The sequence below is a fragment of the Nocardioides sp. Z38_18 genome (assembly GCF_058215695.1).
The window spans coordinates 1,583,159-1,600,952 of record NZ_JBZAJE010000002.1 but is presented as its reverse complement, the minus strand read 5'-3'; the positions used below and the strand labels follow the sequence as shown (position 1 = coordinate 1,600,952).

16 protein-coding genes are annotated in these 17,794 nt (G+C 70.5%); 2 read left to right on the top strand and 14 right to left on the bottom strand.

From position 1 onward, the window contains the following. Nucleotides 1-11: 11 nt before the first annotated feature. Nucleotides 12-1,175: a pyridoxal phosphate-dependent aminotransferase gene (locus AC4BGC_RS18780; protein WP_490557106.1), complete on the top strand. Its 1,164-nt coding sequence runs from the start codon at nucleotides 12-14 to the stop codon at nucleotides 1,173-1,175. Between the two features lie 102 nt (nucleotides 1,176-1,277). On the opposite strand, the gene AC4BGC_RS18775 is transcribed toward AC4BGC_RS18780, so the two are convergent. The 8 genes from AC4BGC_RS18775 to AC4BGC_RS18740 form a co-directional block, all read right to left on the bottom strand. Further along, nucleotides 1,278-1,430, bottom strand: a complete 153-nt coding sequence (locus AC4BGC_RS18775) for a hypothetical protein (protein ID WP_490557105.1) — start codon at nucleotides 1,428-1,430, stop codon at nucleotides 1,278-1,280. 107 nt (nucleotides 1,431-1,537) lie between these two features. Then, nucleotides 1,538-2,287, bottom strand: a complete 750-nt coding sequence (locus tag AC4BGC_RS18770; RefSeq protein WP_490557104.1) for an enoyl-CoA hydratase-related protein — start codon at nucleotides 2,285-2,287, stop codon at nucleotides 1,538-1,540. 10 nt (nucleotides 2,288-2,297) lie between these two features. After that, nucleotides 2,298-3,458 carry an acyl-CoA dehydrogenase family protein gene (locus AC4BGC_RS18765; protein WP_490557103.1) on the bottom strand — a complete coding sequence of 387 codons (1,161 nt, stop codon included), beginning with the start codon at nucleotides 3,456-3,458 and terminating at the stop codon, nucleotides 2,298-2,300. Beyond that, complete coding sequence (locus tag AC4BGC_RS18760; protein ID WP_490557102.1) at nucleotides 3,458-5,530, bottom strand: acetyl/propionyl/methylcrotonyl-CoA carboxylase subunit alpha; 2,073 nt, start codon at nucleotides 5,528-5,530, stop codon at nucleotides 3,458-3,460. The genes AC4BGC_RS18765 and AC4BGC_RS18760 overlap by 1 nt, the downstream gene beginning before the upstream one ends. 5 nt (nucleotides 5,531-5,535) lie before the next feature. After that, nucleotides 5,536-7,137: an acyl-CoA carboxylase subunit beta gene (locus tag AC4BGC_RS18755; protein ID WP_490557101.1), complete on the bottom strand. Its 1,602-nt coding sequence runs from the start codon at nucleotides 7,135-7,137 to the stop codon at nucleotides 5,536-5,538. An 83-nt stretch (nucleotides 7,138-7,220) separates the two neighbouring features. Beyond that, a complete protein-coding gene (locus tag AC4BGC_RS18750) occupies nucleotides 7,221-8,903 on the bottom strand; it encodes an acyclic terpene utilization AtuA family protein (protein ID WP_490557100.1) in 1,683 nt (560 codons plus the stop codon). 83 nt (nucleotides 8,904-8,986) lie between these two features. Next, the gene (locus tag AC4BGC_RS18745) at nucleotides 8,987-9,784 is read right to left on the bottom strand and encodes a TIGR03084 family metal-binding protein (RefSeq protein WP_490557099.1); all 798 of its coding nucleotides are present in this window, start codon (nucleotides 9,782-9,784) and stop codon (nucleotides 8,987-8,989) included. Beyond that, nucleotides 9,781-10,383 (bottom strand): TetR/AcrR family transcriptional regulator, encoded by a 603-nt coding sequence (locus tag AC4BGC_RS18740; protein ID WP_490546876.1) that lies wholly within the window; start codon nucleotides 10,381-10,383, stop codon nucleotides 9,781-9,783. Before AC4BGC_RS18740 ends, AC4BGC_RS18745 begins: the two co-directional genes overlap by 4 nt. A gap of 373 nt (nucleotides 10,384-10,756) precedes the next feature. Here AC4BGC_RS18740 and AC4BGC_RS18735 point away from each other — a divergent pair, with 373 nt between their 5' ends. Next, nucleotides 10,757-11,593, top strand: a complete 837-nt coding sequence (locus AC4BGC_RS18735; protein WP_490557098.1) for a LamG domain-containing protein — start codon at nucleotides 10,757-10,759, stop codon at nucleotides 11,591-11,593. A 9-nt stretch (nucleotides 11,594-11,602) separates the two neighbouring features. Here AC4BGC_RS18735 and AC4BGC_RS18730 read toward each other — a convergent pair whose 3' ends face one another. The 6 genes from AC4BGC_RS18730 to AC4BGC_RS18705 form a co-directional block, all read right to left on the bottom strand. Continuing rightward, nucleotides 11,603-12,580 (bottom strand): hypothetical protein, encoded by a 978-nt coding sequence (locus AC4BGC_RS18730; RefSeq protein ID WP_490546878.1) that lies wholly within the window; start codon nucleotides 12,578-12,580, stop codon nucleotides 11,603-11,605. 115 nt (nucleotides 12,581-12,695) lie between these two features. Continuing rightward, entirely contained in the window at nucleotides 12,696-14,060 is a 1,365-nt protein-coding gene (locus tag AC4BGC_RS18725; RefSeq protein ID WP_490557097.1) for a glycosyltransferase family 2 protein, read from the bottom strand. Beyond that, a complete protein-coding gene (locus AC4BGC_RS18720) occupies nucleotides 14,050-14,979 on the bottom strand; it encodes a polysaccharide deacetylase family protein (RefSeq protein ID WP_490557096.1) in 930 nt (309 codons plus the stop codon). Before AC4BGC_RS18720 ends, AC4BGC_RS18725 begins: the two co-directional genes overlap by 11 nt. Before the next feature lie 41 nt (nucleotides 14,980-15,020). Then, nucleotides 15,021-16,313, bottom strand: a complete 1,293-nt coding sequence (locus AC4BGC_RS18715) for a nucleotide sugar dehydrogenase (RefSeq protein ID WP_490546881.1) — start codon at nucleotides 16,311-16,313, stop codon at nucleotides 15,021-15,023. Next, nucleotides 16,310-17,035 (bottom strand): WbqC family protein, encoded by a 726-nt coding sequence (locus AC4BGC_RS18710; protein ID WP_490557095.1) that lies wholly within the window; start codon nucleotides 17,033-17,035, stop codon nucleotides 16,310-16,312. The genes AC4BGC_RS18715 and AC4BGC_RS18710 overlap by 4 nt, the downstream gene beginning before the upstream one ends. Further along, nucleotides 17,032-17,652 (bottom strand): PIG-L deacetylase family protein, encoded by a 621-nt coding sequence (locus tag AC4BGC_RS18705; protein WP_490557094.1) that lies wholly within the window; start codon nucleotides 17,650-17,652, stop codon nucleotides 17,032-17,034. The genes AC4BGC_RS18710 and AC4BGC_RS18705 overlap by 4 nt, the downstream gene beginning before the upstream one ends. Between the last annotated feature and the right edge of the window lie 142 nt (nucleotides 17,653-17,794).

Genomic DNA, 17,794 nt, shown 5'->3' with positions numbered 1-17,794 from the left:
AGCCTGAGCCCATGACCTCTCGACTCCAGGTGGCGCAGCGTGCCGACGTGCCTCCCTTCCACGTGATGGACCTGCTCGCGGCGGCGCAGCAGCGCCAGCTCAGCCACGGCGACCTGGTGAACTTCGTCGCCGGTCAGCCCTCGACCGGTGCCCCGGCGGGGGTGCGCGAGGAGGCGAAGCGGCTGCTCGACGAGGAGACCCTGGGCTACACGGTGGCCACCGGCGTACCCGCGCTGCGGGAGGCGGTCGCCGCGCACCACCGCCGGGCCAGCGGGATCGAGGTCACCTCCGACGACGTCGTGATCACCACGGGCTCCTCGGGCGGGTTCCTGCTCGCGTTCCTCGCGGCCTTCGAGGTCGGCGACCGGGTCGTGATGGCACGGCCCGGCTACCCCTGCTACCGCAACGTGCTCACGGCCCTGGGCTGCGAGGTCGTCGAGATCGAGTGCGGCCCCGAGACCCGGTTCCAGCCGACGGTCGAGCAGCTGGACGCGATCGAGGGCCCGGTCGCGGGCCTGGTGATCGCCTCCCCGGCCAACCCCACCGGCACGATGCTGATGGCCGAGGAGCTCGCCGCGATCGCACGCTGGTGCGAGGACCGCGGCGTCCGGCTGGTCAGCGACGAGATCTACCACGGCATCACCTACGACGGCTCCCAGTCGCAGAGCGCCTGGCAGACCTCGCGCACCGGGGTGGTGTTCGGCTCGTTCTCGAAGTACTTCTCGATGACCGGCTGGCGGCTCGGCTGGATGCTGGTCCCCGAGGACCTGCGCCGCCCGATCGACGTCCTCGCCGGCAACTTCACCATCTGCCCGCCGGTGCTGAGCCAGTACGCCGCGATCGCGGCCTTCACCCCGGAGTCCTACGCCGAGCTGGACGGCCACGTCGCGAGGTACGCCGCCAACCGCGCCCTGCTCCTCGACGGCCTCCCCCGCCTCGGCATCGACCGCCTCGCCCCCGCGGACGGCGCCTTCTACGTCTACGCCGACATCGGCCACCTCACCACCGACTCGCACGCGTGGTGCCTGCGCCTGCTCGACGAGACCGGGGTCGCCACCGCCCCGGGCATCGATTTCGACACCCGCCGCGGCAACGAGTTCGTCCGCATCTCCTTCGCCGGCAGCGCAGAGGAGATCACCGAAGGGCTGGAGCGGCTCGGGCGCTGGCTGGGGTGAGGGGGCTGCGGGGCGGCCACTTCCCCGCAATTGCTGGCAGATGTCACGTCTCGCAGCGAGGCGACTGCCATTTCCCAGCAATTGCGGGGAGATGCCGCCCCCTCACGCCTGGGTGATCGCGCTCCGGCCCACGGCGAGCCACACCCCGGCGATCAGGAGCCCGATCGCGGAGGCGAACGGGAGCCCGGACGAACGGGCCCGGGCGGCTGGGTCGCTGGGGTGGATCTCACGCAGTGCGGGCGATCCGCAGCCCACAATTGCTGGGAAAAGTCATCGTGAGCGGCCAGACGACTGTCATTCGCCAGCATTTGTGGCAACCGGGGGACCGCCGCAAGCGACCACCAGCAGCAGCCTCCCGGCCCCTACTTCCCCCGGTTCAGGAACGCCGCCATCGCCTCCTTGGCGCCGTCCGAGGCGAACAGCCGGGCGCTGAGTGCGGCCATGGCCTCGGCGTTCGCGTCGAGGTGGGCGACCACGGGGGCGGCGAGCAGCGCCTTGGTCTCCTCCAGGCCCTGCGGGTGACCCTGGGCGAGGTCGGTGCAGACGGCGAGGACCGCCTCGTCGAGGGACTCCGCCGGGACCGCGCGGGTGACCAGGCCCATCGCGACCGCCTCGGCGGCGCCGAAGCTGCGGCCGGTCAGGAAGGTGTCCGCGGCCCCACGGCTGGTGAGCCGCGGGAGCACGCTGAGCGAGATCACCGCCGGCGCCAGCGCCAGTCGCACCTCGGTGAACGCGAAGGTGACCTCCTCGCTGCACACCACGACGTCGCTGGAGGCGACGATGCCCAGCCCGCCGGCCCGGACCGGGCCGGCGAGGCGGGTGACGACCGGGCAGCGGTGGGTCAGCAGTCGTCGCTGCAGCGCCACCAGCGCCCGGGTGCCGTCCTCCATCCCGCCCGCGCCTGCCTCAGCCAGGTCGGCGCCTGAGCAGAACACCCGGTCGGCCGAGCGGAGCAGCACGACCCTCACGGCAGGGTCGGCCTCCGCCCGGTCGAGCGCGTCGAGCAGCTCGGTGACGAGCCGCCGCGAGAGCGCGTTGCGGTTGTGCGGCGAGTCCAGCGTGATCGAGGCGACCGCCCCGTCGACGCCGAGATGGACGAGCTCGTCGGTCATCGGTTCCTCCTCAGTAGGACTTGGGCAGGCCGAGGGAGTGCATCGCGACGAAGTTCAGGATCATCTCGCGACTCACCGGCGCGATCCGGGTCACCCGCGAGGCAACCAGCAGCCCGGCGATGCCGTACTCCTGGGTGATCCCCGCGCCGCCCAGCGCCTGCACCGACCGGTCGACGGCGTTCACGCACGCCTCGCCAGCGGCGTACTTCGCCATGTTCGCGGCCTCGCCGGCACCCACGTCGTCGCCCGCGTCCAGCAGCGCCGCCGCCTTCTGGGTCATCAGCCGCGCCATCTCGATCTCGATGTGCGACTCCGCCAGCGGGTGCGCGATCGCCTGGTGGGCGCCCAGCGGGGCCTTCCAGACCTGGCGCTCCTTGACGTACGCCGTGGCGCGGTCGAGCGCGAGCCGGGCGATGCCGGTGGCGAAGGAGGCGGCCATGATCCGCTCGGGGTTGAGTCCGGCGAAGAGCTGGATGATCCCGGCGTCCTCGTCGCCGACGAGGGCGTCGGAGGGCAGCCGCACGTCGTCCATGAACACCTGGAACTGCAGCTCGGGGCTGACGATCTCCATGGCGATCGGCTGGTACTCCAGGCCGGCGGCGTCGGTGGGCACCACGAACAGGCACGGCTTGAGGTTGCCCGTCTTCGCGTCCTCGGTGCGCGCGATCACAAGCACGTTGTCGGCCTCGTCCATGCCGGAGATGTAGATCTTGCGTCCGGTCAGCAACCACTCGTCACCATCGCGACGAGCCGTCGTGGTGATCCGGTGCGAGTTCGAGCCGGCGTCCGGCTCGGTGATCGCGAACGCCATCGTGCTGGAGCCGTCGGCGATCCCGGGGAGCCAGCGCTGCTTCTGCTCGGGCGTCCCGAAGCGGCTGATCACGGTGCCGCAGATCGCCGGGCTGACCACCATCATCAGCAGCGGGCAGCCCTCGGCGGCGAGCTCCTCGCAGACCGCGGCGATGTCGCCGAGGCCGCCGCCACCGCCGCCGAACTCCTCGGGGATGTTGATCCCGAGGTAGCCGGTGCGGCCGATCTCCTGCCACAGCTCGGTCGTCTTCTCACCCTTGCGGGCCTTCTCGGCGAACCACTCGCGTCCATAGCTGGAGGCCAGCTTGCGGACCTGCTTGCGCAGCTCGCGGCGCTCGTCGGACTCGGTGAAGGTGCTCATCAGTTGTTCTCCTCGGTGGTGGTGGCAGATGACTCGGGTGGGGTCACGACGGCGAGGACCTCGCCGGCCGCGACCTGGCTGCCCACGGCGACGGCGACCTCGCTGAGCGTGCCGTCGGTGGGAGCCGTGATCGTGTGCTGCATCTTCATGGCCTCGAGGACCAGGACCGGCTCTCCCGCCGTGACCTGGGCGCCGACCCCGTGGGGTACGGCGATCACGGTGCCCGGCATCGGGGCGAGCAGCGATCCCTCCTCCACGACATCGGCCGGGTCCACGAAGCGGGGCCGCTCGACCAGGGTGAGCGAGCCGGAGGGGCCGTCGACGTGGAGCTGACGGGCAGCCCCTCGTCCGCCGGAGCCGTGCGCCCCGTCGTACCTGGACCGGACGCCGTCGATCTCCAGCACGACGGCGGTCGTCGAGGACGAGACGACCACGACGTCCTCGCGGGTCGCGTGCCGGAGGCCGTCGCGGCCGCCGTACCACTCCACGACGATGCCGTCGCCGTCCACGGCGTTGCCCGGGGCGTCGAAGACGGTGCGCTGCGGCTGGGAGACCACGTTGCGCCAGGCGATCGGCGCGGCCTGCTGCACGCGACGTTCCCCCCGGTCCTGCTCCGCGAGCATCACCGCCGCGGCGAAGGCAGCCGAGTCCACGTCGACCGGACGACCGGCGAGCACCTCGGGGTGGAGGTCGAAGAAGTCGGTGGAGAGGTCCCCGGACAGGAAGGACTCGTGGCGTAGTGAGGCGACGAGCAGGTCACGGTTGGTGACCAGGCCGTGCAGCCGGGCCCGGTCCAGGACGCCGGCGAGCCGTCGGGCGGCCTGCTCGCGCGTCGGCGCCCAGCAGATCACCTTGGCCAGCATCGCGTCGTAGTGCGTGCCGACCTCGCTGCCCGACTCGAAGCCCGAGTCGAGCCGCACGCCCGGTCCGGACAACTGACCGAACTCCACGTCGACGCCGGGGATCTCGAAGGTCTCGAGGAGCCCGCTCTGCGGCTGGTAGTCCGCGGCCGGGTCCTCGGCGTACAGGCGCACCTCGATCGCGTGCCCCCGCGGCTCCGGCGCCGCGACCAGCGAGTCGACGCGTGCCCCCTCGGCGACGGCGAGCTGCGCAGCGACCAGGTCGATCCCGAACACGGCCTCGGTGACCGGGTGCTCCACCTGGAGCCGGGTGTTCATCTCCAGGAAGAACGCGCGGCCTCCCCCGGTGGTCGAGCTTGCTCCCCCGGTGGTCGAGCTCGCTCCCTCGGGGGTCGAGCTTGTCGAGACCATGAACTCAACCGTGCCCGCACCCACGTAACCGACCGCGGCAGCGGCCTTGCGCGCCGCCTCGTGCAGCGTCGCGCGCACCTCCTCGGAAAGCCCTGGGGCCGGGGCCTCCTCGACGACCTTCTGGTGGCGACGCTGCAAGGAGCAGTCCCGCTCGCCGAGGACGAGCACGCCGCCGTGGGTGTCCCCGACGACCTGGACCTCGACGTGGCGGCCGTGCTCGAGGTAGGGCTCGATGAACACGGTGCCGTCGCCGAACGCCGAGGCGGCCTCGGCCTGGGCCGCGGCGACCTCATCGGCGAGGACGTCGAGCGAGCGCGCGATCCGCATCCCGCGGCCGCCACCACCGGCGGAGGCCTTGACCAGCACGGGCAGGTCGGCCTCGGTCACCTCGGCCGCCGCGAGCTCGGTGAGCACCGGTACCCCGGCCCGGGCCATCAGCAGCTTCGCCTCGACCTTCGAGCCCATCGCCTCGACCGACTCGGGCGTGGGACCCACCCAGGTAAGGCCGGCCTCGATCACGGCACGGGCGAACCCGGCGTTCTCGGAGAGGAACCCGTAGCCGGGGTGGATCGCGTCCGCGCCGGCACTGCGTGCGGCCTGGAGGATCAGGTCGGAGCGGAGGTAGGTCTCGGCAGGCGCGTTGCCGGGCAGGCGTACGGCGAAGTCGGCCTCCCGCACGAACGGCAGGCCGGCGTCGGCGTCGGAGTGCACCGCCACGGTCTCGATCCCGAGGGACCGGCAGGTGGCGAAGACCCGGCGGGCGATCTCGCCGCGGTTGGCCACGAGCAGTCGGGTGATCATGTCTCTCACATCCTGAAGACGCCGAAGGCGTCGGCGCCCTTGACGGGCTGGTTGGCGGTGATCACGGACAGGCAGATGCCGAGGATGGTGCGGGTGTCGCGCGGGTCGATCACGCCGTCGTCGTAGAGCATCCCGGAGAGGAAGAACGGCAGGCTCTGCTCCTCGACGCTGGCCTCGATGAACTCGCGCATCCCGCGGTCACCGTCCTCGTCGTACGCCTTGCCCTTGGCCTCGGCCGCGGCCCGCGCCACGATCGAGAGGACGCCGGCGAGCTGGGCAGGGCCCATCACCGCGGACTTGGCGCTGGGCCAGGTGAACAGGAAGCGCGGGTCGTAGGCACGGCCGTTCATCCCGTAGTTCCCGGCGCCGTAGGAGGCGCCCATGATGATCGAGATGTGCGGCACCTTGGAGTTGCTGACCGCGTTGATCATCTGGGCGCCGTACTTGATGATCCCGCCCTGCTCGTACTCCTTGCCGACCATGTAGCCGGTGGTGTTGTGCAGGAACAGCAGGGGTACGTCGATCTGGTTGGCCAGCTGGATGAACTGGGTGGCCTTCTGCGCCTCCTCGGCGAACAGCACGCCCTGGGCGTTGGCGAGGATGCCGACCTGGTGGCCGTGGATCTTCGCCCACCCGGTGACCAGCGAGGGGCCGTAGAGCGGCTTGAACTCGTCGAAGACCACCGAGTTGCCCGCCGACACCCCGTCCGCGACCAGCTCGACCACCGCCCGCGGGTCGAACGGCTCCTTGAGGTCGCTCGGGATCAGGTCCAGCAGCTCCTCTGGGCTCCCGGCCGGCTCCACGAACCCTCCAACCCCCCGCCGAGACGTCCCATCTGAAAGCCCAGAACCCGCCGAGACGTCACAACTGAAAGCCCGGTCCTTGTTCAACCGGGCCACGATCCGCCGCCCGATCCGGATGGCGTCGTGCTCGTCGACCGCGAGGTAGTCCGCGAGCCCCGACGTACGCGCGTGCATCTCCGCACCCCCGAGCGACTCGTCGTCGGACTCCTCGCCGGTGGCCATCTTCACCAGCGGCGGACCGCCGAGGAAGACCTTCGCCTGGTCCTTGACCATCACGGTGTAGTCGCTCATCCCGGGGATGTAGGCGCCGCCGGCCGTGGAGTTGCCGAAGACCAGCGCGATCGTGGGCACGCCCGCGGCCGAGGAGCGGGTGATGTCGCGGAACAGCTTCCCGCCCGGGATGAAGATCTCCTTTTGCGTCGGCAGGTCGGCACCGCCGGACTCCACCAGCGCGATCTGGGGCAGCCGGTTCTCCTCGGCGATCTGCGAGGCGCGGAAGATCTTCTTCACCGTCCACGGGTTCGAGGCGCCGCCCTTGACCGACGGGTCGTGGGCGGTGATCAGGCACTCCACCCCCTCGACGACGCCGATGCCGGTGACCACGCTGGCCCCGACGGTGAAGTCCGAGCCCCAGCCGGCCAGCGGGGACAGCTCGAGGAAGGCGCTCCCGGGGTCGATCAGCAGCTCGATCCGCTCACGCGGCATCAGCTTGCCGCGGGCGCGGTGCCGGGCCACTGCCCGTTCGCCGCCACCGGCGACGGCGACCGCGTGCTGCGCGTCGAGGTCGGCGACCTTGGCCAGCATCGAGTCGCGGCGCGACGGTGCGGCCTCTTTCAGATGCGACGTCTCGGCGGGTTGTGGGGTTTCAGTTGCGACGTCTCGGGCGGTCATAGGAGCTCCTCGGGGATGTCGACCAGGCGCGACCGGAGCCACTCGCCCAGTGCCTTGGCCTGCGGGTCGAACCGGGTACTGGCCGCGACGCCCTCGCCGAGGAGGCCGTGGACCAGCACGTTCACGCCGTACAGGTTGGGCAGCGCGAACACCTCGATGTCGAGGTCGTGTGCCTCCGGGGCCAGGGCGCGGACCCGGTCGGCGGTGATGAAGCCAGCCAGCCAGCGGGCGCGCTCGGCCTGGCGGTCTCCCGCACGGACCCACAGGCCCACGTTGGCGTCGCCGCCCTTGTCGCCGGACCGGGCGTGCACGAACGTGCCCAGCGGCACCCGACGAGTGGGCCGCTGCTCCGCGATCACACCCGCGGTCGGGACCGGGGCAGTGACCTGCTCGGTGACGGGCGGGTCGGGGATCACCTCCGTGCTCCCGTCGGGGAGGTGCACGGTGTGGGTGACCTGGTCGCGCTCGACGTACGACGGCCGGTAGACGCCGTACGGCGAGGCCGGTCCCGGGGGCGAGGTCATCGTGAACCCGGGGTAGGAGCCCAGCGCGAGCTCGACCAGCGGTGCCGTGAACCCCTTGCCCGCGACCTTGGCGTCGGGGTCCTTCACCACGCAGCGCAGCAGGCAGGAGGCGCCTTCCTCGGTCTCGGCGTCCGGCAACGGCGCGGGCCCCATCGTCCAGGTCACCGACGAGGCGGGTATCCGGCCGTCGAGCTGGGCACGGAGCCAGGCCGCCTTCTCCTCGATGTCGAGGCCGGTGAGCACGAAGTCCATCTGGTTGCGCCAGCCGCCGAGCTCGTTGACGCACACCTTGAGCCGGGCCGGCGGCGCCTCCCCGCGGACACCGGTGACCCGGACCCGGTCGGGTCCGTCCTCGGAGAGCTCGATGGTGGTGAGGTCGACGGTGACGTCGGGGCCGAGGTAGCGCTCGGACTGCACCTCGTACATCAGCTGGGCGGTCACGGTGTCCACCGAGACCAGTCCGCCGGTGCCCTCCTGCTTGGTGATCACGCAGCTGCCGTCGGCGGCGATCTCCGCGACGGGGAAGCCCAGCGCCCTGCCGTCCCGGGGCAGGTCGAGGAAGCCGGAGAAGTTGCCGCCGGTCGCCTGGGTGCCGCACTCGATCACGTGCCCGGCCACGACGGCGCCCGCGAGCTCGTCGAGATGCTCCGGGGTCCAGCCGAACCTCCAGATCGCGGGTCCCACGACGACCGAGGCATCGGTCACGCGGCCGGTCACCACGATGTCCGCGCCGGCCTCCAGGGCGCGAGCGATGCCGAAGCCGCCGAGGTAGGCGTTCGCGGTCAGCGCCCCGTCCAGGCCGAGCTCGGTCGCGCGGGGACCGAGGTTGTCGCCGTCGACCCACGCGATCCGGGGCGCCAGCCCGAGCCGGTCGGCGACCTCCTGCAGCTTCGTGACCAGCCCCGAGGGGTTGAGGCCCCCGGCGTTAGTGACGATCCTGACGCCCTTCTCCAGCGCGAGGCCCAGGCAGTCCTCGACCTGGCTCACGAAGGTGCGGGCGTAGCCCAGCGAGGGGTCCCTCATCTGGTCCTTGCCCAGGATCAGCATCGTCAGCTCAGCCAGGTAGTCGCCGGTGACGACGTCGAGCTCCCCTCCCAGGATGAGCTCGCGCATCGCCCCCAGGCGATCGCCGTAGAAGCCGCTGCAGTTTGCCACACGCAGGGGGCTGGGGAGGGGTCTCGGCTGTCCGCTCGCTTCGCTCACTGCTCGACCACCGGGGGCGCGACCGCCGGGGGCGCTCACTTGGCCGACTCCTGCGGGTCGCGGCCGGGGCCGGGAGGGCCGGCGAACGCCTGGGCGAGGTCGAGCCAGCGGTCGGCGTCGGGGCCGTGCGCGACGAGGTCGAGGTCGTCGCGGTGGCGGCGCTGGGTGACCCGCAGGCAGAAGTCGTACGCCGAGCCGCGGACCGTCTGGGTCGCGTCCTGCGGCCCCCACGTCCAGAGCTCGCCCGACGGGGCGGTCAGCTCCACGCGGAACTCCTCGGCCGGAGCATCGAGGCCGTGGACGCCGAAGGAGAAGTCGCGGGTGCGGACGCCGAGGTGCGCGACGTGCCGGATCCGGTCGGTCGGGGCGGGATCGAGACCCAGCCCCTCGGCGATGTCGAGCCCGTGCGCCCACGTCTCCATGAACCGGGCCGTCGCCATCGAGGTGGCGCTCATCGGCGGGCCGAACCACGGCATCTTGTGCCTGTCAGGGAGGTCCCGCAGCGCCTGCTGGAGCGCGGGGCGGGCCTGGCGCCACCGGGTGAGCAGCTCCTCGGGGGGCATCTGGGCGCCCTCGATCGCCTGGGCGTCCACGAAGCCCGTGGGATCGGCGATTGCCTCGAGCACGTAGCCGTCCCAGCGCTCCTTGTCGGTCGCGGCCGCCACCGCGACCTCGTCGGTCCAGGCGAGGTGCGCGACCTGGGTGGCGACGTCCCACCCGGCGGCCGGGGTCGGCGTACGCCACCCGTCGGCGTCGAGCAGGCTGACGGTCGCATCCAGCGCCGAACCCTCGGCATCGAGGTCGGCCAGCACCTGGTCGAGGACGTCGTTCATGGTTGCCTCAGCTCTGCATCGAGGGTGTGTGCCCAGGCCGTGAGGATCCGGGCCCGGCGGGCGGTGTCGTCGGTGATCGTGTTCGCCAGCCCGAGGCCCCGCACGAGGTCGAGGGTCGCCTGCACCAGCTCACGGACCCGCGGCTGCGACTCGTCCACGTCGAGGGCAGCCACCGCGATCGCATGCGCCTCGCGACCCACCCGCTGCTCGAGCCGCATCACGGCGTCGTGCAGCTGGGCATCGGTGCGGGCGGCGACCCAGAGCTCCAGCGCGGCGCTGAACACCGGCGAGGTGAAGTGGTCCCCGAACATCTCCAGCACCGCGCGCGTACGCCGCTTGCCACCCGGCAGCCTCTTCGCGGCAGCGCGCAGCTCCTCGCCGCGCAGCTCGCTGAGGTGCTCGACGGCCGCGAGGACGAGGTCGTTCTTGGTCGGAAAGTGGTGCAGCTGCGCGCCTCGGCTGACCCCCGCCCGCTGCGAGACCAGCGTGGTCGACGTTCCGCTCCAGCCGTGCTCCACGAGGCAGTCCACGGTCGCCTCGAGCAGACGCTGGCGCATCGCCCGGCTCCGCTCCTCCTGCGGCACGCGCTGAGTGGTCACGCCGCCATCCTGAGCCCCTGAGAACAAACAGTCAAGCCTGACTTTAAATGGCCGCCGAATCCTCGTGACATCGGCACGGCGCAGCCTGACTGCACCACCTGCCGCATCGCCGGAGCGTGATGCGGGGAATGCCCCTTTCCCCGGGGTTCGGCGAGGGGTGGCTGGCTAGCCTTGGACCAACGGCTGCATCGATAGTCCACAAGCATGTGTGTGGCGTGACGCCCGTGGGACAACCTTCCCCCCGGTCGCAGGACCGATCCCCCCGAAGCAGGCATTGCGCAGGCCTCCCTCCCCCGATGGGCCGGAGTGCCATCGGCTGCAGATCCGTTTCGGAGCGCCCTTCCGCGCGCTTCCCGTGACTACGGAGTCCCGCATGCACCGCTTCCTGACCACGACCGCACTCGGGCTGGCCCTCCTGCTCGCCGGCTCGATCTCCTACCTGAACACCCTGACCTCCCCCGATTCCCCGGACGCACCCACCGCGGCCAAGCGCTCCGCCTACGTCAAGGCCGCACTCAAGGACGACCCGGTCGCCTTCCTCCAGAAGCGCCGAGACCTGACCGGGAGGGGCGGCGCCGCCACCCCGATCGGCAACCCGACCACCACCCGGCTCCCCAACGGGGACTCCGCCGCGAAGTTCAACGGCCGGGGGCAGTTCCTCCGGTTCCCCGACCGGAAGGCGTTCGAGGTCGACGCGACCGGCGTGCTGACGATCGAGTTCTGGATGCGTCCGGACACGCTCCAGTTCGCCAACCAGGAAGGCAGCGGCTACGTCTACATGCTGGGCAAGGGCAACCCCGGAGCCCACGAGTGGCACATCCGGATGTACTCGAAGTCCAACCGTGAGTCCCGGCCGAACCGGATCAGCGGCTACGCGTTCAACCCCAGGGGAGGACTCGGCGCCGGCTCCTACTTCCAGGACCCGGTCACGGTCGGCAAGTGGATCCACGTCGCAGTGGTGATCAACACCAGGAAACGCACCAAGAAGTACCCGACGGGCTACACGCGGATCTACAAGAACGGCGTCCTGCGCGACACCGACTCCCTGAAGAGCTACAACATCAAGCCGAGGAGCGGCAAGGCACCGCTGCGGATCGGCACCGGCTACAAGGGCAGCTTCTTCCAGGGAGCGATCGGCGACGTCGCGTTCTACCACCACGAGCTCGGCGCCACCCGGCTCAAGGCCCACTACCGCGCGATGCAGCGCTGAACGGGCGACCTACCCGGGCCGGCCGAGCAGGACGTCGGGCCGGCCGGCCTTGATCTCCCGGATGCTCGCCCACTTGTAGACCAGGCCGGCCGGGGCGATGCCGTCGCTGCGGAAGTACACGCTGAGGTTCGGCTTCCCCGACTCCGACCCCACCCGCTCCGGCGACCGCGTCAGCGCCATCCGCGGGTCGATCCCCTCGGCGCACGGGACGTTCCCGAACAGCTTGCCGTTGTCGACCACCTCGCCGAGGAGCTTCCAGTCCCCACCGCCCCGGCCGTCGGTCCGGTCGAGCCACAGCTCGAGGTGGACCCCGTCCTTGGCGTCGTAGACGACGTACTTGAGCCCGATCCACACCCCTGAGGGAAGTCCGCCGGCGAAGACACGGGTGTTGCCGATCGCCTCGTTGCGCGGGTGCGCGGTCTCCTTCTCGAAGTCGGCGTGCCCGTCGAAGCGCAACCGTCCGCCGTACCCGCGGGTGTCGCAGAGGTCCGAGGGTCCCTCCTCGGTCTGCAGGTGGTTGGACCGGGCGACCGCCGTGATCCCGGCGAAGGGGATGCCTTCGTCCTTCACCCGTTTGGCGTAGACGGTGACCTCCACGTCGCGCCACTGCCGCACGTTGGCGGGGTCGTGCACATACATCCGGGGAGTCGAGCCGCTGATCGCGAGCTCACCGCCCCCGGCGCGGTAGCTGCCCGACCCGTGGTCGGCGTCGAACCAGGTGTCCTTGGGATCGACGCCGGAGAACTCGCGCTCCGGACCCCACCGGGAGATCCAGTAGGTGCCCCGGGGAAGGGTGCCGTGCAGGTAGCTGATCCCGAACACGTCGCTCGTGGCCCGTACGTCGGCGGCGGAGGCCTGGTTGGGCAGCGGTGGGTCGCCGTTCCCCGAGGGTGGCGACGCTCCCCCGCGGGACAGTCCGGGCACGACGGCCAGCAGAGCGACGACGGCGATCCCTCCCAGCAGGAGCAGCCGCCGTCGTTTGGGCATGGCACCGCCCCGCCTCCTCCGGCGGCGCCACGGGGCGACCGGAGCCCGGTGGCTCACGGGCCGTCGGCGTCGAAGGGGCGGACTGCGTGTCTCGTCTTCATCGTCGTGCCTGCACTCATCTACTACTACTACCCATCGGGGCGTCTCCGCCACCGATGGCGACCGCGACGCTCGGTACGGCGACCACCTCTCGGGTGTGCCAGGAAGTGGACTTGAGCTTGGTCAGCGACCAGTACGCGGCCGGCCTGAGGATCACCAGGCCGAGCAGCGGGTAGACCGGCGAGAGGACGAACTGAGCCAACCGCTGGGCCATGGTGAACCCCGGCCGGTAGATCGCGTAGATCGCCGTCTGGGTGACCGAGCAGACCAGCCACCACACGACACCGTGGAAGAACACCGGGCTGTCGTACCTGACCGCCAGGGTCAGCAGCGCGGCGACGATGATCGGCCACATGATGCAGAAGACCAGCGGCATCACGTAGAAGAAGACCGTCAGGGCCCGCAGGTTGGTGATCACGAAGCCGACCCCCAGCCAGGCGGACTTCGACCAGCGCATCCGCTGGTGGAAGGCACCGCCCCACGTCGTCGGGAGCTCGGTACTCGCGATCGCCTCCGTCACCCCGACCACCTGCCCGCGCAGGAGCGCGTAGAAGGAGAGCCGGCGGTCGTCGCCGGCGGTGCCGGAGGTCAGGTAGTCGTCGAGGTTGTCGTAGACGACGGCCGACCGGTAGATCGCCAGCGCACCGGAGGTGGGGCTCACGATGCCCAGCCACGACCGTGCCATCCGGAACAGCAGGCACGAGGTCACCACGTTGATGTCGGTCAGCCGGGAGAGGAAGTTCGTGTCCCAGTTCCTGACCAGGATCATCCCGGTGGCTGCCTGCACCCGCTCGTCACGCATGGACCGGAGCATGTGCTCCAGCGCGTCGTCGTCGAGGACCGAGTCGGAGTCCACTGTCAGGATGAAGTCGAACTCGTCGGGCTGGTAGCTGCGCAGCACCTCCGCCTGCGCGTGCCGCTTGCCCGAGTTCTCGATCCGGTGCCAGGTGACCAGCGGGTCGTCGAAGGTCTCCAGCGGCACCACCGAGCCGTCGTCGATCACGTGGATGGCGTCGGGCAGGATCGTCTGCCGCAGCAGCGAGCGGACCACCTGGTGGACCAGCTCGGGCTCCTCGTTGTAGACCGGGACGATCGCCAGGACCCGCCCCGCCGCGGGCGGCAGGTGGGTGAAGCTCTTCCAGAAGATCGCCGACAGCATGAAGTAGGTGATCAGCACCGCCATCAAGCCGAAGAAGGCTGCCAGGAACGCCGTACCGGGGCGGAAGCCCCAGCGGATCTGGGACCAGAGCACGTAGGTGAGGAACGCCGCGAGAGAGGCGAAGGCGAGAGCCCGCCGCGCTCCGCGCAGCGGCTCGCTGCGGTCGAGCAGCCGGTCACTGGGCCGGTCACTGGGCCGGTCACTGGGCCCGTCACTGGGCATGACGGTGTCCCTTTGTCGCGAGCCGGAACGTGACGACGATCGCGATGCTCACGAGTACGCCGGTGAAGATGATCTGGGCCTGTCCGATGCCGAGGCCGAGCACGGACCATGCCGGCGCCTTGGACAGGGGCTCCTTCACCCCGATGGCCGGCGAGGGATCGGCCACGAGGCGCTTCAGCGGCACCCCGCGCACCGGCTTCAGCGGTCCTCCCATCACCTGGTCCACCGTCTTGACCACGGTGGACTCCGGGCGGTCGCCGAGCCACTGCACGAAGGCCGTGAAGTCGCCGGGACTGATCGCCTTCGGCTCCTCGGGGCACACGCACACCTTGGTGAACACCAGGGTCACCCAGCCCCCGCCCGCCTGCTCGGCACGCGTCACCCGCGCTTCGAGGTCGGCCAGCCTCCTGGACTGCGAGGCCGTCCGGATCCGGAAGTCGTCGCTGGGCGGAAGCATCTCGGACGCCGGGCAGCTCGAGCACTGGGTCTCGGACTCGTAGAGGCCGGTGTAGCGGCGCGCAGCGTTGTAGCCACAGCGCTGGACCGCGGCCTTGACCGTCGGGTCGGCGTGCCCGTACGGGTAGGCGAACGTGGTCACCTGGAAGCCGAGCTGGGCCAGGGTCGCCCGGTCGTCGCAGATCTCCCGGCTCGCCTTGGACTCCGTGAGCTTCGCGAGGTCGTCGCCGTGGAGCGAGGCACCCCCGATCTCGTTGCGGTTGCGGGCGATGCTGCGCAGCTGCTCGACATTGAGGTACGCCGGGTAGTTCAGGTACCCGGAGTTCACGTAGAAGGTCCCGGCCATGTCGTGCTCGGCGAGCACCTCGGAGAACGTGTCCTGCGACTTGTAGGTGCCGTCGAAGGTGAGCGAGACGACCGTCTCCCCGTCCGCCGGTGCGGCGTACGCGGGTGGGATCAGCAACAACGCCAACGGTGCCAGCAGAAGCAGGAGGAGAGTCCTGGTCACAGGGCGACCACGTTCGCAGCAGCCGGCATCGCGTGGCGGCAGTCGAGCACGACCCGGGCCTCGCGGGCGATCTTCTCGTAGTCGAACTCGGGGTGGTCGGTCGTGATCACGACGGCGTCGAAGCGCCCGACCGCACCGGTCAGGTCCTCGAGCCCGAGCATCGGAGTCATCGACCACGTGCCGACGTGCGGGTCGGAGACGGTGACCTCGACGCCGCACTTGGTCAGCGCCTTGACCACCTCCACCGCAGGCGACTCGCGCAGGTCGCCCACGCAGGGCTTGTACGCGAGCCCGATCACCAGCACGTGGGCACCCCGGACCGGAAGATCGCGCTCCCGGAGCAGCGCGACCGTCCGCCGTACGACGTAATCGGGCCGGTCCTGGTTGATCTCGTCGGCGAGCTCTGCGATCCGGAACGGGCGACCCAGCCAGGTGCGGGACTGCCAGGCGAGGTACATCGGGTCGATCGGCAGGCAGTGACCGCCCACTCCGGGACCCGGCACCCAGCGGGCCATCGAGTGGCCCTTGGTCATCGCCGCGTCGATCATCTCGTGCACGTCGATCTCCAGGTCGTGGCAGATCTCCGAGAGCTCGTTGATCAGCGCGATGTTGACGTAGGCCTGGGTGTTCTCGAAGACCTTGGCCATCTCGGCGACCCGCGGGCTCGAGACCGGCACCGTCCTCTCCACGATGGTGGAGTAGAAGGAGTCGATCACCTCCAGGCCGGCGGGCGTGGTCGCCGAGACCAGCTTCGGGGTGTTCTCCAGCGTGTACTGCTTGTTGCCGGGGTCCACCCGCTCCGGAGAGAAGCCGAGGTGGAAGTCGACACCGGGCACGAGCCCGGAGACGTCCTCCAGCGTCTTGGCCAGCAGCCCTTCGGCCGTGCCGGGGTAGGTGGTCGACTCCAGCACCACAGCGGCGTGCCGCCGCAGGATCTGCCCGATCATCCGGCCGGCCGACTCGACGTAGGACAGGTCCGGCACCCCCAGCTTCAGGGGCGTGGGCACCGTGATGATCGCGATGTCGAAGTCGATGTCGATGTCGAAGTCGGCGGGCGGGCTGACCGAGAAGTCGGTGTTCCAGCCGAGTCGCGCGGAGAACCGGCCGCTCGCGGCGACCTCCGCGATGCGCTCGTCGCTGACGTCCTCGGTGTAGGTGCGCGCCACCTGGAGCAGCGCGACCCGCTGGGCGTCCAGGTCGAGTCCCACGACGTCGTGACCGACCTCCGCTGCGCGCACCGCCAACGGCAGGCCGACGTAGCCGAGTCCGACTACCAATACCTTGCTCATGCGAACACCTCTTGTTGGGCCGTCCCCGTGGCGGGGACGGGAGTCGAATGCTGGTCCTGCTGCTCCTTGCTCTCGGCCAGGACGACCGACAGCGGCTCCTCGAAGTCGAAGAGCACCGAGAGGATCGAGTCCCCGGTGACGTGCTGGTGACGCGACCAGATCACCGGGATGCCTGCGTCGGTGAACTCCTGGCAGTCGCCCATGTAGGCGCGGCCTCCGGCGCCGGAGAGGTACTCCATCGGGCCGTTGAAGGCCTGGATCACCGAGATGATCCCGGCGGAGCCCCGCAGCCCCGGCGCGGCCGGCCTGCTGAAGGTGAGCGGGGTCTCGATCCCGAGCAGGTCGCGCACCATCAGGATCAGCCGGAAGTTGAACTCCCAGAGCAGATCGGTCTTGATCGACAGCACCTCGTCGCAGACCCTCGGGCCGTACTCGTCCCAGAACCGCGGCTTCCTGGCCCCGTGGGTGTACCGCTTCACGATCGAGTCGGCCAGGTATCCGGCCGCCTCGGGCGTCACGTGCTTGGTGTTGATGGGGTCGGTGGCCGAGCTCTTCACCAGCGGCAGGGAGACCCACTCGCCGCGCATCATCACCCGGCGCTGGTAGCCCTTGTGAATGAACTGGTCCCAGATCTTGAGGTCGAAGACGTCGGCCTTCGCGACCTTGTACCAGAAGCCGGAGTAGGGCAGCAGGTCCGGCTGGTGGGCGGAGTAGAGCGTCATACCCGCACCCCCCGCACCAGCGAGAAGGGCTCGGCCCAGTGCACCTGGCGCGCGTGGCCGATCACCGCGGCGAGCTCCTTGACGCTGTTGACCGGGTGCGGTCCGGTCACCGCCTGCGAGCCGTAGGCGCGCAGTGCCTCGACCTTCCGGTCGATGCTCTCCTCCTCGAGGGCCTCGAAGACGTTCCAGTCGAGGTTGCTGGGGTAGAGCGAGACGTCGTACGCCGCGACGTCGTAGACGTAGAGGGACGGGGTGAACCAGTGCCCCTCGCTCATCGAGAGGCGCCCGGCGCGGATGCCGGCCTCGTAGGTGGCGATGTGGTCCTGGTGGATCGAGGGGAACGGCAGGTAGAGCTCCTGGGGCCGCAGGTCCGAGACCACCCGGTCCAGGATCCCGACCAGGCCGTGCATGTCCTCGCCGATGTTGCCGTCGGGCAGGCCGAGCAGCATCGCCGCGCCGTACCCCAGGATCTCCTTGGCCTCCTCGAACTCCTTGCGGCGGACGTCGTCCGGGGTGGCGAGCACGACCACGGAGCACTCATCGGGGTACTTGGCCAGCAGGCCGCCGCAGCCGAGGGTCTCGTCGTCGCAGTGCGGCGCGAGCACGACGCGCTTCATCGCTGCGTCGCCTTCTCGGCGGCAACGTCTCTGGGGTGGGCCATCAGGCGCTCCTTGTGGTGATCGCGACGGTGGTCGCGTAGGCATCAACGTAGGAATTCGCGGGGCTCGTCGCGCCCCTCGCAGTGGTGGTTTCCGGCTA

What these genes read in the sequence shown, in the direction of transcription:
- AC4BGC_RS18780 (WP_490557106.1), top strand. Translation starts at nt 12, where the DNA reads ATGACCTCTCGACTCCAGGTGGCGCAGCGTGCCGACGTGCCTCCCTTC.
- AC4BGC_RS18770 (WP_490557104.1), bottom strand. Translation starts at nt 2,287, where the DNA reads ATGACCGACGAGCTCGTCCATCTCGGCGTCGACGGGGCGGTCGCCTCG.
- AC4BGC_RS18765 (WP_490557103.1), bottom strand. Translation starts at nt 3,458, where the DNA reads ATGAGCACCTTCACCGAGTCCGACGAGCGCCGCGAGCTGCGCAAGCAG.
- AC4BGC_RS18760 (WP_490557102.1), bottom strand. Translation starts at nt 5,530, where the DNA reads ATGATCACCCGACTGCTCGTGGCCAACCGCGGCGAGATCGCCCGCCGG.
- AC4BGC_RS18755 (WP_490557101.1), bottom strand. Translation starts at nt 7,137, where the DNA reads ATGCTGGCCAAGGTCGCCGACCTCGACGCGCAGCACGCGGTCGCCGTC.
- AC4BGC_RS18745 (WP_490557099.1), bottom strand. Translation starts at nt 9,784, where the DNA reads ATGAACGACGTCCTCGACCAGGTGCTGGCCGACCTCGATGCCGAGGGT.
- AC4BGC_RS18735 (WP_490557098.1), top strand. Translation starts at nt 10,757, where the DNA reads ATGCACCGCTTCCTGACCACGACCGCACTCGGGCTGGCCCTCCTGCTC.
- AC4BGC_RS18730 (WP_490546878.1), bottom strand. Translation starts at nt 12,580, where the DNA reads ATGCCCAAACGACGGCGGCTGCTCCTGCTGGGAGGGATCGCCGTCGTC.
- AC4BGC_RS18725 (WP_490557097.1), bottom strand. Translation starts at nt 14,060, where the DNA reads ATGCCCAGTGACGGGCCCAGTGACCGGCCCAGTGACCGGCCCAGTGAC.
- AC4BGC_RS18715 (WP_490546881.1), bottom strand. Translation starts at nt 16,313, where the DNA reads ATGAGCAAGGTATTGGTAGTCGGACTCGGCTACGTCGGCCTGCCGTTG.
- AC4BGC_RS18710 (WP_490557095.1), bottom strand. Translation starts at nt 17,035, where the DNA reads ATGACGCTCTACTCCGCCCACCAGCCGGACCTGCTGCCCTACTCCGGC.
- AC4BGC_RS18705 (WP_490557094.1), bottom strand. Translation starts at nt 17,652, where the DNA reads ATGAAGCGCGTCGTGCTCGCGCCGCACTGCGACGACGAGACCCTCGGC.